We start from the raw sequence: 12882 nt of genomic DNA, 5'->3' as shown, positions 1-12882 counted from the left end.
GCCGCTGTCGCCGGGGCGGGCCCCTTGCCCTGGCCGCACTGAGGACCGCCGATGCCCACTGTCACCCCCGCCTGTTTGCGCCCGTTGCGGCGCCACTCTTGGCTACCGATTCGTAGCGCCCTGGGCCTGGCCCTGGGGCTGCTGCTGAGCGCCTGCGGCGAGGCTGAACCGCCTGCTGCCGTGCGCCTGGACGCCGCCCGCCAGAGCCCGGCCGACCCGGCCCTGGCCCAGGTCTACGCCAGCAGCTGCCAGCTGTGCCATGCCAACCCGGCCTCCGGCGCGCCCCTGGCCGGCGATGCCAAGGCCTGGGCGCCGCGCCTGGCCCAGGGCGCCGACACCCTGCTGGACCACAGCATCAACGGCTACCAGGGCATGCCGCCCATGGGCCAGTGCATGCAGTGCAGCGAAGAGCAGTTCCTGGCCCTGATCAGCTTCATGTCCGGCCATTCATTCCAATAAAAAGCACAGGTTCCCCCTTCATGGTCATGCACCTTTCCCGACGCCGGCTGCTGCAAGGGGCCGGCGCCCTCGGCGCGTTCAGCGCGCTGTGCAGCAACCCGCTGCTGGCCGAACTGGCCCGCGCCCCGCGGCTGATTCCCTGGCGCAACTGGTCTGGCGCGCAAAGTTGCCTGCCCCAGGCGCGGCTGGCGCCCAAGGACCTGGATGAACTGCGACAGGTGGTCCGCCAGGCCCCGGGCAAGATCCGCCCGGTGGGTGCCGGGCATTCCTTCAGCGCCCTGGTGCCCACCGACGACACCTTGCTGTCCCTGGCCTATTTCAACGGCCTGCTGGACCACGACCCCAAGACCCTGCAAGCCGAATTCGCCGCCGGCACGCCCATGTCGCTGATGGGCCCGGCGCTCAAGGAGGTGGGGCAGGCGCTGTGGAACATGGCGGATATCGACTACCAGACCCTGGCCGGGGCGATTGCCACTTCCACCCACGGCACCGGGGTCGGCTTCGGTTCCTATTCGTCCCGGGTCTGCGGGCTGCAACTGGTGACCGCCAGCGGCGAAGTGCTGGACTGCGACCCCCGGCGCAACGCCGAGGTGTTCCACGCCGCCCGGGTGTCCCTCGGCGCGCTGGGGGTGGCGACCCGGGTGCGCCTGCAGAACCGCGAGGCCTATCGCCTGCGGGAAAAACAGTGGATCGGCAAGACCGAGGAACTGCTGGAGGACATGGACAACCTGACCCGCGACAACCAGCACTGGGAAATGCTCGTGGTCACCCACTCCGACTACGCCCTGGCGGTGGCCCTGAACGAAACCACGGAGCCGCCGACCCCGCCCACCGATCCGGCCGAGGAGGGCGGCAACGAGTTCGTCAACCTGATCGAAAACCTCGACAAGTACGTCAGCGACTTCCCCGAGACCCGCCGCCACCTGCTCAACAGCCTGCGCTGGCTGGCGCGCTTCGATGAGCGGGTGGGGGATTCCTACCAGATCTACGCCAACGTGCGCAGCGTGCGCTTCAACGAAATGGAGTACTCGGTGCCGGCGCACCTGGGGCCGGCGTGCCTGCGGGAAATCCTCGCGCTGATCCGCGACAAGGACCTGCGCACCTGGTTTCCCATCGAGTACCGCTACGTCAAGGCCGACGACATTCCCCTGAGCATGTTCGAAGGTCGCGACAGCTGTTCGATCTCGGTGCACCAGCACTACAGCATGGACCACCACAACTTCTTCGCCGCCGTGGAGCCGATCTTCTGGAAGTACCAGGGGCGCCCGCACTGGGGCAAGCACCACAGCCTCAACGCCCGCACCCTGCAGGGGCTGTACCCGCAATGGGCAGCCTTCGCCAGGGTGCGCCAGGCACTGGACCCGCAAGGCAAATTCATCAACGCCCACCTGGCCTCGGTGCTGGGTGTGGCGTGAACAGGAGATGCGCACAATGAACCGTCGTCATTTCATGGCCGGCACCCTGGGGGCCGGAGTCTTGCTGGCCGGTGTCGGCGCCTGGCTGCGGCCCGGCGACCGGGGCCTGCCCTACAGCCCGTACTTCGCCGAGCTCAATCGCGAGCTCAAGGCCCACGGGCCGATGCAACCGGTGATGCTGATCGACCTGGATCGCCTGGACCACAACATCGATGTGGTCATGCAGTCGGTGCAGCGCGGCGGCAAGCACCTGCGCCTGGTGGAAAAATCCCTGCCATCGCCCGGGCTCCTGGCCTACATCGCCCAGCGCGCCGGTACCCGGCGCCTGATGTCCTTCCACCAGCCGTTTCTCAACCACGACGCCGAGGTATTTGCCGACGCCGATATCCTCTTGGGCAAGCCCCTGCCGATCCGCGCCGTCGAGCTGTTCTACCAGCAGCTCAAGGGGCCGTTCGACCCGCGCCGGCAACTGCAATGGCTGCTCGATACCCCCGAACGCCTGCAGCAGTACCTGGCGCTGGCCCAGGGCCTGGGCACGCAGATGCGCATCAACATCGAACTGGATGTGGGGCTGCACCGTGGCGGCGTGGCGGACCATGCCGTGCTCGGGCAGATGCTGGCGCTGATCAGCGCCCACCCCCGGCACCTGGAGTTTGCCGGGTTCATGGGCTACGACCCCTTTGTGGACATGGGCGTGCCGGGGATTCTGGGCTCGCCGCAAAGCCTGTTCGACCAGGTCATGGCGCTCTACAACGGTTTTGTCGACTTCACCCGCCAGCAGTACCCGGCGCTGTGGCACGCCGGCCTGACCCTCAATACCGCCGGCAGCCCCAGCTACCGTCGTCACGAGCAGGAATCCCTGAGCAGCGAAGTGTCGGTGGGCACCGCACTGCTCAAGCCCAGCCACTACGACCTGGCGTCCCTGGAGCAGCACGTGCCGGCCGCCTTTATCGCCACCCCGGTGCTCAAGAGTACCGGGCCGGTGCGGATCCCGGCCCTGGACGACAAGTCGCGGCTGTTCTCCTGGTGGGACCGCAACCAGCGCCAGACCTTCTTCATCTATGGCGGCCACTGGCTGGCGGATTTCGAATCGCCGGCGGGTCTGCAGAGCAACGAGCTGTTCGGTCGCAGCTCCAACCAGGAGATGGTCAACGGCTCCCGCGCCGTGGGCTTGCAAGTGGACGACCAGGTCTTCCTGCGCCCGCAGCAGAGCGAAGCGGTACTGCTGCAGTTTGGCGACCTGCTGGCCCTGCGCGGCGGGCGCATCGTCGAACGCTGGCCGGTGTACTGATCCCACGTATAGCCCTTGCCTGGCGATCCTCCGTCGGAGCGCTGTCGGCCTTAAGAACGCCGCGTCCCTACGGGCCGTTCGCAGCCTGCGGCAGCGGCTACACGAAACGCGTCCCGGCAACCGCCTGTAGCCGCTGCCGAGCCCCGGCGAGGCTGCGCAAAGGCCCGCAGGGCCTTGCCTGGCGATCTCTCGCCGAGCCCGCAGCAGCTTCAGGCTGCCGCGGGTTTCACAGGGCAAAGGGAATGGTCAGCTTGGCCCAGAGCATGTCGCCCTCGGGGCGGTTTTCCACGTCGAACTCCTTGGCCCAGCGGATCTCGGCGCTGGCGTACCTGAGAAAGCGCAGGTGCAGCGCCGGGCCGATGGCGAACACTTGCCCGCGTACCCCGTCGCTCACGTCCTCGCCCATGAAGGTCACGGTCTTGCCGTTCTGTTTGTCGTCGGTGGTCTGCTTCAGGTAGTAGCCGTTGAGCCCCAGGCTCAGGTCGTCGGTCAGGCGGTAGCTGGCCGAATAGTCGAAGTGCAAGATCTGCCCGGAACGGTAGTGGGTGGCGTGGTTCTCCTGGTTGAAGCTGTAGGTGCTCTTGAACGACAGCTCGGTGCGCTCGCTGGGCAGCCAGGTCATGGAGAACAGCGGCTTGTAGGTGGTGAAGTTGTTGCTGGTGTTGGCCAGCCGGTCGGCATCGTACTGCCCGGTGGGCAGGGTCACTTCCAAGGCCGCGCCCAGGGTCAGGTCGGGGCCCATGTCCCACAGGATGATCGGCGCGAAGGTGGTATCGCCCATGCTTTCGCGGCGGTCGCTCTGGCCGTACAGCGACACCTGCTGGCGCAGGTAGGGCTGGGCCACGTAGCCGCCCAGGCGCCCGCCCAGGACCCGCAGCGGGCTCAGGTAGTCCAGGCGCGGGATGATCGCGTCGGAGGTGATCCTGACCTCCTGGACCTTGCCGCCAAAGGAGCTGATGTCGAGCTTCCTGGCCTGGTAATGGTTGTAGTAGAGGTTGAAGGCGAACATGTGCTCCGGGAGCTGGTCGGGGCTCAGGGGCAGCACGTAGAAGCCGTCGGTGCCGGGGCCGATATTGTCGACCCCGGATTCGGTGGCCTGGGCATTCAGGCTGGCGCAGGCGGCCAGGGCCACGCCCAGGTGCAGGGAGCGAGTGAGGCGGGTCGGGTGCATGGTTGGGCTCATTCTTATTGTTAGTGGGGGCGCGGCGGCAGGCACGCCGTCCGCCCCATAGAAATAAGCCCTGGGCCGGGCGCGGGGCAGGGTATTGGCGGACAGGGAGGGGGACTTTGTCGGACACTTTGCAATGCTTTGTTACATTCCCCCGTAAAACCCTAGGCAACGGGATATGCTTGAACCGCCGGTGAAGCCTTGGCGCCGGTGCCTGACCGACAATAAAAACAGCCGCTCAAGCGGCCCGGAAGCCCACTCCCATGCAGATCAAAGCCGCCGATGCCCACGACCAGCTGGCCCTGGTTTCACCCTTCCTGCTGCAGACCCTGGCGGATGTCGCCGAAGCCAAGGGCGTCAGCGCCGAGCGCCTGTGTCGCGGCCTGGGCTTTACCCTGGACGACCTGCAGGACCCGACCCTGCGCATCTCCTATCGCCAGGCGGTGGCGATGATCGAACGTGCCCTGGCGGCATTGCCGCAGCAGGGCCTGGGGCTCTGGGTCGGCAGCCGCAATGTGCTGGGCACCCTGGGCCTGCTGGGGCATGCGCTGTCGTTGTGCCGGACCCTGGGGGACGCCTTCGAGCTGGGCATCCGCCATCAGCACACCTCCGGCACCATCGTCAGCGCCGATGTCGGGCGCCAGGGCGACGAGTTCTTTGTCGAGCTGCAATGCCGCCTGCCCTACGGCGAGGTGCAGATCTTTGCCGCGGAAGAGTTCTTCGCCAGCCTGCTGATCTATGGCCGGGCCCTGGTCAGCGCGGATTTCCAGGCCCTGCGGGTGGAGTTCATGCACGCCGCGCCGGCCTATGCCGAGCTCTATACCCGGTTGCTGGGCCCCCACGTGCAGTTCGGCTGCCTGCAGGCGCGCATGGTGATCGAGGCCCGCTGGTTGCAGGCGCCGCTGCCCAACCATCATCCGGTGGCGCTGCGCCAGGCGCTCAAGCTGCTGGAACTGGAAAGCGCCCAGGTGCACCAGAAGATGGACCTGATCCAGGCGGTGGAGCGCGCCCTGAGCCGGGACCTGCGGGCCGGTAGCCACATCGAGCAGGTGGCGGGGGATTTGAACATGAGCGGGCGCACCCTGCGCCGGCGCCTGACCGAACACGGCCTGACCTTCGAGGCGCTGCTGGAGCGGGTGCGCCAGGCGCGAACCCTGAACCTCTTGGGCAACCCGGAGCTGTCCATCGAACGCATCACCGAAGAGGTCGGCTACAGCGACGTGCGCAGCTTCCGCCGGGCCTTCAAGCGCTGGACCGGCCTGAGCCCCAGCGCCTTTCGCGAAGAGGCGGCGCTGCATTGACCGCCCCTGTAGCCGCTGCCGAGCCCGCGAGGCTGCGCAAAGGCCCGCAGGGCCTTGCTTGGCGATCTCCCGTCGAACCTTGAGCGGCCTCAAGATCCCCGCGTCTGCTGCGTCGCAATGCCGCCCATGCCATTCTCAGCCAACCCCGGCCCGGCCTTTTCACCACGGCCTTGCAACGTCGCCGCGCAAGCGGCGACAAGCCTTGCCCGTTTCGACGCTGACGCCGGCAGCCCATGGCGGTAAACTCCTGCGCCTTTATTCAGGAGTTCCCATGAGTTACTACCAGCCCGGCATCCTCGCTGCACCCGTTCCGTCCCAGGCCCGCCACCTGTTCTTTGCCCTTGAATCCATCGAGGCGTTGCCCCAGGCCCTCGACCAGTTGCTGGCACGGGTGGATGGCGCAACGGCGGTGGCAGGTTTTGGCGCGTCACTGGTCAAGGCCCTGGGCGCGCGAGTGCAGGGGCTCAAGGCGTTCCCGGCGCTGACCGGCGTGGGCGTGGACAACCCTTCGACCCAGCACGCGCTGTGGGTCTGGCTGCACGGTGATGATCGCGGCGAGCTGCTGCACCGCAGCAACGAGCTGGCGGTCGCCCTGGCCCCGGCCTTGCGCCTGGTCGGCATGAACGAGACCTTCCGCCACAAGACCGGCCACGACCTCACCGGTTATGAAGACGGCACCGAAAACCCTCAGGACGAAGCCGCCGTGGCCGCCGCACTGGCCGAGGGCGAAGACGGCCTGCGCGGTGGCAGCTTTGCCGCGATCCAGCAGTGGCAGCACGACTTCCAGGGGTTTGCCGCGATGCACCAGCAAGAGCGCGACCACATCATGGGCCGGCGCCTGAGCGACAACGAAGAACTGGACGACGCGCCGGTCTCGGCCCACGTCAAGCGCACCGCCCAGGAAAGCTTCGCCCCGGAAGCCTTTCTCGTGCGCCGCTCGATGCCGTGGATCGAAGGTGACAAGGGTGGCCTGATGTTCCTTGCCTTCGGCCACACCCTGAACGCCTTCGAAGCCCAACTGCGGCGCATGAGCGGCCTGGAAGACGGCATCACCGACGGCCTGTACCGCATGAGCCGGCCGATCACCGGGGGCTACTACTGGTGCCCGCCGCTGCACAACGGCCAGCTCGACCTGCGCGCGCTGCAAGCGTCGAAATGAACACCGGGGCCGAGCCGCTGCAGACCGTGCGCTGGGGCATGATCGGTTGCGGCAGTGTCACCGAGCGCAAGAGTGGCCCGGCCTTCTACAAGGTTCCGGGGTCGGCGCTGGTGGCGGTGATGGGCCGCCGCCCCGAGGCGGTGCGCGACTATGCACAGCGCCACGGCATTGCCCGCTGGTATACCGATGCCCAGGCCCTGATCGACGACCCCGAGGTGGACGCGGTGTACATCGCCACGCCCCCCGACAGCCATTACGCCTACAGCCTGCAAGTGGCCGCCGCCGGCAAGCATTGCTGCGTGGAAAAACCCATGGCCCTGCATGCCGGGCAAAGCCTGGCCATGCAGCAGGCCTTCGAGCAGGCCGGGCTGCATCTGTTCGTCTCCTATTACCGGCGTTCCTTGCCGCGCTTTGCGCAGGTGCGGCAATGGCTGGCGGATGGGCGCATCGGGGAGGTCCGGCACCTGCACTGGAGCCTGAGCAAGGCTGCCTCCGAGGTCGACCGCAGCGGTGCGGCCAACTGGCGTACCGACCCGCAAGTGGCCGGCGGCGGTTATTTCGCCGATTTGGCCAGCCATGGCCTGGACCTGTTCCAGTACCTGTTGGGCGATATCGTCGAGGTGGCCGGCTTCAGCACCCGCCAGGCCGGGCTGTATGCCGCCGAGGATGCGGTCAGCGCCAGTTGGCGCTTCGCCTGTGGGGCGCTGGGCAGCGGCGCCTGGAACTTCGTCGCCGACCGCCGGGTAGACCGGGTGGAAATCATCGGCAGCCTGGGGCGCATCACTTTTTCCGTGTTCGACGAGCATCCGCTGCAACTTGAAGCCGAAGAGACCCTGAACCTGTTCATCGACAACCCCGCGCACATCCAGTGGCATCACGTGCAGGGCATGAACGCCCATATCCGCGGCCAGATCCGGCACCCGGCCCTGGCCAGCGAAGCCCTGAAGACCGACCGGGTGATGGACCGCATCCTGCAGCGCGGCTGATCCCAGGGCGCATGCCTGTCGGGCCTCTTCGCCGGCAAGCCGGCTCCTACGGGGTTTGTGGGGGGCACTGCCGGCGTGTTCCTGCGGGCTTTTGTAGGAGCTGGCTTGCCAGCGAAGGCGGCCTTGAGGCGGGTGCCAGTCGTTCGGGCCCCTTCGCCGGCAAGCCGGCTCCTACGGGATTTGTGGGGGGCATTGCCAGCGAAGGTGGCCTTCGGGATGGGCATTCAGAAGGTCTTCTTGACGCTGGCCACCCAGGTCGCTCCGCACAGGTCGCTGAAGCCGTAGTTGCTGGTGCACTGGCTGCGGGACAGGTCGGTGTCGATGTAGCTCAGGCCCAGTTCCAGCCCGGCCATTTCCCGGGTCAGTTTGGCTTCCCATTCGTGGTAGCTGTCCTCGCCCTGGCCCGAGGCGCGGATCAGCCGCGGGTCCTTGAAGTCCATCTGGCCGTAGCGCAGTTGCAGCCCCAGTTCCAGGGGCAGTCGGGTCTCGTAGCCAAGGTAGCGGTACAGGGTGCTCTGCTGGCTGTCGATGCCGGGGGCATCGTCGGAGTAATAGGCCCCCAGCTTGACCCCGTAGACGCTGAGGATGCCGTACACCTCGCTCTGGTTGAACTGGGCTTCCCGGGGGTAGCTGTACTTCAGGTAGCCCAGGTCCAGGCTGATGTCTGCGCTGGCCTGCCACAGCCAGCCGCCGTAGTAGTCGACTTCCTGGCGGGTCTTCAGGCCACCGCCGAAATCGACGTTGGAGCTCCAGGTGCCCAGGTACAGGCCGCTGCTGTGCAGCAGGGTCACGGCCGCCTGGGCCGCGGGGTCGTTCTGGGTCTGGGAGATGCCGCGGGTGCGGTAGTCGCTGGCCAGGGTCAGCTCCAGCTCCACGGCCAGGTCGTCGGTCAGGGGCAGGGCGTGGCCGGCCTGCGGCAGCAGGCACACGGCGCCCAGGGTGAGCAGGGTGAGGGTCTTCATGGGTATCCCGTTGTTGTGATTGTTATGGGGGAGCGGGCAAGGCGGGGCCGTACCCCGGCGTCACCAGGGCGCGGGGCAGGCGGTGCAACGGTGGAGCGGGGTCAGAGCGGGCGGCTGTAGATCTCGCGGCCGGCGAACCAGGTCTGCAGCACCTGGGTTTCATGCAGGGCCTTTTCGTCCACGGTAAACACGTCGCGGTCGAGGACGATGAAGTCGGCCTGCTTGCCGGCCGTCAGCGAGCCGATCTGCTGTTCCAGGCCCAGGGTGCGCGCGGCATTCTGGGTGTAGGCATAGAACAGGGTTTCGCGGTCCAGGCGTTCGTCGGCGTTGAGCACCCCCAGTGGCCCCTGGCGGGTGATGGCCTGGGCCATGGCGTTCCACGGGTTGGGCGACGACACCGGCCAGTCGCTGGCGCCGGCGATGGTCGCGCCCTGCTTGAGCAGCGAGTGCGCCGGGTACTGGTAGCGGAACGCCAGGGCGCTGACGTAGGGCTTGATCATGTCCAGGGTGTAGTCGTCGGCCGAGGCCCAGAGCAGTTGCATCGAGGCAATCACGTTGAGCGGCTTGAAGCGGGCGAACTCCCTGGGGTTGACCATCTGCAGGTGGGTGATGGAGTGGCTGATGCCGCTCTGGCGATCCTTGCGCGCCTGCTCGATGCCGTTCAGCGACTCACGCACCGCACGGTCGCCGATGGCGTGGATGTGCACCAGCCAGCCGCGCTGGTCGATGGCGCTGACCAGTTCGCCAAAATGCGCCGGGTCGATCAGCAGTTCGCCGGGTTTGTGCGAGTTGCTGTAAGGCTCGAGCATCGCCGCGCTCTGCGCCGGGTATTCGATCACCCCGTCGGCGAAGATCTTGATGCCCGGCAGGGTCAGGTTGGGAATGCCCTGGAACTGCTGGCGCACTTTGTCCAGGGTGTCGAGGTCGGCCGGCCGGCTGCGGGGGTTGGCCACCAGTAGGGCGGCGACATGGGCGGTCATCCCGCCGCTCTCGGCCAGGGCCTTGTAGGCCGGCAGCACGCCGACGGTGTGCTCGGTGGGCTTGAGGGCGAACACCGCTTCGCCGGGGGCGGCGTTGGCGGCCGGGTCCATCCAGGCGGTAATCCCCAGGCTGTTGTTGTAGTGCAGGGCCGACTGCGCGGCGCGCAGCATCTGCTCGGGCCCCGGCACCGGCATTTTCGCGGCCACCCGGTCCCAGCCGGCGTCCACCAGGAAACCGTTGGGGCGGCCGTCGGGCAGTTGGCCGATGGTGCCGCGTTCGGCCTCGGGCAGGCTCTTGAGCAGGGCGGCGTCGATGCCGGCGCGCTGGAGCATGAAGTCATTGGCCCAGGCGGTATGGTGATCGCTGCCGGTGAACACCACCGGTACCCTGGCCCATTCACCCTGGTTGAAGCGCTGGCCCAGGGCCTGGGCCTGGGCCCAGTAGGCCGAGCTCATGCCGGCGATGCTGAGCACGTCGGCATGCCGGGCGCTGCCGTCGTCACGCCAGGCGCGCAGGCGTTTTTCCAGTTCGTCGAGGCTGACCACCTCGTCCTGCAGGTTGGCGCCGGTCATTTCCAGGCCGCCGAAGATGGCGTGGGAGTGGGTGTCGATCAGGCCCGGCATCAGGGTCTTGCCGCCCAGGTCGACGACCCGGGTGTGGCTGTCGATCAGTGCCTTGATCTGCGTATCGCTGCCGGCTTGCAGGACCTTGCCGTTCTCCACCGCCAGGGCCTGGACCTTGGGCTGGGCGCGGTCGGCGGTGAAGACCTGGCCGTTGAGCAGCACCAGGTCGGCGGCGGCCATGGCTTCCAACGAGGAAAAACTCATGGCGGCCAGTAACAGCGTGGGGGTCAATCTTTTCATTGAACATTTCCTTGTTATTGCGTCTGATCGCCAGCTTAGGGACTGCCCGCAGCGGGCAGAACGGCTGCTTCATGAAAAACATTTTTGCCTGGGTGGAAAAACCATGGACAAGTTGAATGCCTTGAAGATGTTCGTGGTCACCGCCCAGCTGGGCAGTTTCAGCCGGGCGGCGGAGCAGTTGGGCAAGACCCCCTCGGCCCTGACCAAGGCGGTCAACCACCTGGAGGCCGAGCTGGGTTCGCGCCTGTTCGAGCGCAGTACCCGGCGCATCGTGCTCACCGAAATCGGCCGGCTCTACCTGGAGACCGCGCGCCAGGTGCTGCAGCGGCTGGAAGAGGTGGGCGAGGAGGTGGAGCAGCTGCAGCACGGTCTGCGCGGCAACCTCAAGGTCACCGCGCCGCTGGCCTACGGCCAGGCATTCCTGGATCAGGTGTGTGGCGGTTTTCTTGAGCAGTACCCGCAGATCAATCTGCAAGTGGACCTGTGCGACGAGTTCGTCAACCTGCTGGAAAGCGGCTACGACCTGGCCCTGCGCGAAGGCCATGACGACCTGCCGGGGCTGATTGCCCGGGTGGTCGGAAGCAACCGCCTGGCCCTGTGCGCCAGCCCGGCCTACCTGGCGCGCAAGGGCCGGCCGGTGACCCCGCAGACCCTCGAAGAACATGAATGGCTGCTGTATCGCCACCCCTTGCTCAGCCGGGAGTTCTGGTGGGCCGAGCGCGACGGCCAGCGCCTGAGCCTGCCCCAACCCCAGGCACCACGCCTGCGCAGTGACAATTACGACCTGCTGCTGGCCAATGCCCTGGCCGGGCGCGGCCTGCTGCACACGCCGCTGTGGAGCGCCGCACCGTACCTGGCCGACGGGCGCCTGGTGCGGGTGATGGCCGACTACGCGATCGACCCGGACAGCTTCGGGCCGCACATCCTCGCGGTCTACCCCAGCCACCGGCGAGCGACCGCCAAGGTGCAGGCATTCATCGACTATGTCAGTGGCTTCCTGGCCAGCCGTGGCCTGGACTGATTGGCGGTTCTTGTCAGATAAATCCGAGAGGAGTACAAATGTACTCCATGACGACTTTATCTCCCCGCCGTACTGCCATCCTGACCTTTATCCGCGAGCGCATCGCCGATCACGGCCAGCCCCCGAGCCTTGCTGAAATCAGCCAGGCGTTCGGTTTCGCCTCGCGCAGCGTAGCGCGCAAGCATGTGCTGGCGCTGACCGAGGCCGGGTTCATCGAGGTCAACCCGCATCAGGCTCGGGGCATTCGCCTGCTCAACCAGCCGCGGCGCCCCGAGCTGCTGGAAATTCCGGTGCTGGGGCGGGTGGCCGCCGGTGCGCCGATTGGCGTCGATGCCGACATACACGGCCAGTTGCTGCTGGACCCGGGGATGTTCTCCCGCACTCCGGATTACCTGCTGCGGGTCCAGGGCGATTCGATGATCGACGACGGCATCTTCGACGGTGATCTGGTGGCAGTGCGCCGCAGCAGTGAGGCGCGCAACGGCCAGACCGTGATCGCCCGCCTCGACGGTGAGGTGACCATCAAGCGTTTCGAGCGCAAGGGGCAGGGCATTCGCCTGTTGCCGCGCAACCCGGCCTACCAGCCGATCGAGGTCACGGCCGACCACGAACTGTTTATCGAAGGCGTGTTCTGCGGTCTGGTGAGGCAAGGCTGATGGGCGCCGTGGTCGCACTGGATTCGCTGTTCAATGCCGGGCGGGTGTGGAAAGGCCGCCCGGCCGCCGCGCCTGCCAGCCCGCAGCCCACCGGCCATGCCGCCCTGGATGCGGTGCTGCCCACGGGCGGCTGGCCGGAAGCGGCACTGACCGAAATCCTCATTGCCGCCCAGGGTCTGGGCGAGCTGCAACTGCTGTGGCCGAGCCTGGCGCGGCTGAGCGCGGCGGGGGAGCGCATCGTGCTGGTGGCGCCGCCGTTCGTGCCCTATCCCCAGGCCTGGCAGAACGCCGGGGTGGATGTGCGCCAGTTGTCGATCATCCAGGCCGGGGAGCGTGATGCCCTGTGGGCCGCCGAGCAGTGCCTGCGTTCCGGCAGTTGCGGCGCGGTGCTGTGCTGGCCGCAGCAAGCCGACGATCGCGCCCTGCGGCGCCTGCAGGTGGCGGCTGAAAGCGGCCAGACCCTGGCCTTTGCCTACCGCCCCCTGGAGACGGCGCGCAACCCCTCGCCGGCGGCCTTGCGAATTGCCGTGCAAGGCCGTCCCGGGCAGTTGCGGGTGCTCAAGTGCCGGGGCGGGCTGGCCCATCCGGCGCCTATCGCCTGGCCCGCCGGGCACTGAGGT

Annotated in this window: 12 protein-coding genes; 9 read left to right on the top strand and 3 right to left on the bottom strand. The window is 67.4% G+C overall.

The window, feature by feature from the left end; translation table 11 throughout:
- The first annotated feature begins 51 nt into the window (after positions 1-51).
- The 3 genes from AC1RGE_RS09000 (at position 52) to AC1RGE_RS08990 (ending at position 3165) form a co-directional block, all read left to right on the top strand.
- Entirely contained in the window at positions 52-459 is a 408-nt protein-coding gene (locus AC1RGE_RS09000) for a c-type cytochrome (protein ID WP_019093750.1), read from the top strand.
- Between the two features lie 86 nt (positions 460-545).
- Positions 546-1874: a D-arabinono-1,4-lactone oxidase gene (locus AC1RGE_RS08995; RefSeq protein WP_492584262.1), complete on the top strand. Its 1329-nt coding sequence runs from the start codon at positions 546-548 to the stop codon at positions 1872-1874.
- A gap of 85 nt (positions 1875-1959) precedes the next feature.
- Positions 1960-3165 (top strand): DSD1 family PLP-dependent enzyme, encoded by a 1206-nt coding sequence (locus AC1RGE_RS08990; protein ID WP_186452707.1) that lies wholly within the window; start codon positions 1960-1962, stop codon positions 3163-3165.
- A gap of 226 nt (positions 3166-3391) precedes the next feature.
- Here AC1RGE_RS08990 and AC1RGE_RS08985 read toward each other — a convergent pair whose 3' ends face one another.
- Entirely contained in the window at positions 3392-4336 is a 945-nt protein-coding gene (locus AC1RGE_RS08985) for a SphA family protein (RefSeq protein WP_072449915.1), read from the bottom strand.
- Positions 4337-4596: 260 nt separating this feature from the next.
- Here AC1RGE_RS08985 and AC1RGE_RS08980 point away from each other — a divergent pair, with 260 nt between their 5' ends.
- The 3 genes from AC1RGE_RS08980 (at position 4597) to AC1RGE_RS08970 (ending at position 7779) form a co-directional block, all read left to right on the top strand.
- Positions 4597-5634 (top strand): AraC family transcriptional regulator, encoded by a 1038-nt coding sequence (locus tag AC1RGE_RS08980; RefSeq protein ID WP_047287784.1) that lies wholly within the window; start codon positions 4597-4599, stop codon positions 5632-5634.
- Between the two features lie 271 nt (positions 5635-5905).
- Complete coding sequence (locus AC1RGE_RS08975) at positions 5906-6793, top strand: Dyp-type peroxidase (RefSeq protein WP_072444289.1); 888 nt, start codon at positions 5906-5908, stop codon at positions 6791-6793.
- A gap of 17 nt (positions 6794-6810) precedes the next feature.
- On the top strand, positions 6811-7779 hold the full coding sequence (locus tag AC1RGE_RS08970; protein ID WP_492584260.1) for a Gfo/Idh/MocA family protein: 969 nt from the start codon (positions 6811-6813) through the stop codon (positions 7777-7779).
- A gap of 224 nt (positions 7780-8003) precedes the next feature.
- Here the strand turns inward: AC1RGE_RS08970 and AC1RGE_RS08965 are convergent, their stop codons facing one another.
- Entirely contained in the window at positions 8004-8741 is a 738-nt protein-coding gene (locus tag AC1RGE_RS08965; RefSeq protein ID WP_047287778.1) for a TorF family putative porin, read from the bottom strand.
- A 101-nt stretch (positions 8742-8842) separates the two neighbouring features.
- Positions 8843-10585, bottom strand: coding sequence for an amidohydrolase (locus tag AC1RGE_RS08960; RefSeq protein WP_492584033.1), 1743 nt, complete (start codon positions 10583-10585; stop codon positions 8843-8845).
- A gap of 103 nt (positions 10586-10688) precedes the next feature.
- Here AC1RGE_RS08960 and AC1RGE_RS08955 point away from each other — a divergent pair, with 103 nt between their 5' ends.
- The 3 genes from AC1RGE_RS08955 to imuA are packed head-to-tail and all read left to right on the top strand — an operon-like array spanning position 10689 to position 12879.
- Complete coding sequence (locus AC1RGE_RS08955) at positions 10689-11606, top strand: LysR family transcriptional regulator (protein WP_123430524.1); 918 nt, start codon at positions 10689-10691, stop codon at positions 11604-11606.
- A gap of 38 nt (positions 11607-11644) precedes the next feature.
- Positions 11645-12262, top strand: a complete 618-nt coding sequence (gene lexA, locus AC1RGE_RS08950) for a transcriptional repressor LexA (protein ID WP_015636117.1) — start codon at positions 11645-11647, stop codon at positions 12260-12262.
- The gene (gene imuA / locus AC1RGE_RS08945; RefSeq protein WP_011061974.1) at positions 12262-12879 is read left to right on the top strand and encodes a translesion DNA synthesis-associated protein ImuA; all 618 of its coding nucleotides are present in this window, start codon (positions 12262-12264) and stop codon (positions 12877-12879) included. Before lexA ends, imuA begins: the two co-directional genes overlap by 1 nt.
- Positions 12880-12882: the final 3 nt, after the last annotated feature.

This window comes from Pseudomonas sp. GW823-FHT02C05 (assembly GCF_058797595.1).
Note: the sequence above shows the minus strand (reverse complement) of the source record. Positions and strands in the feature narration are given on the sequence as shown.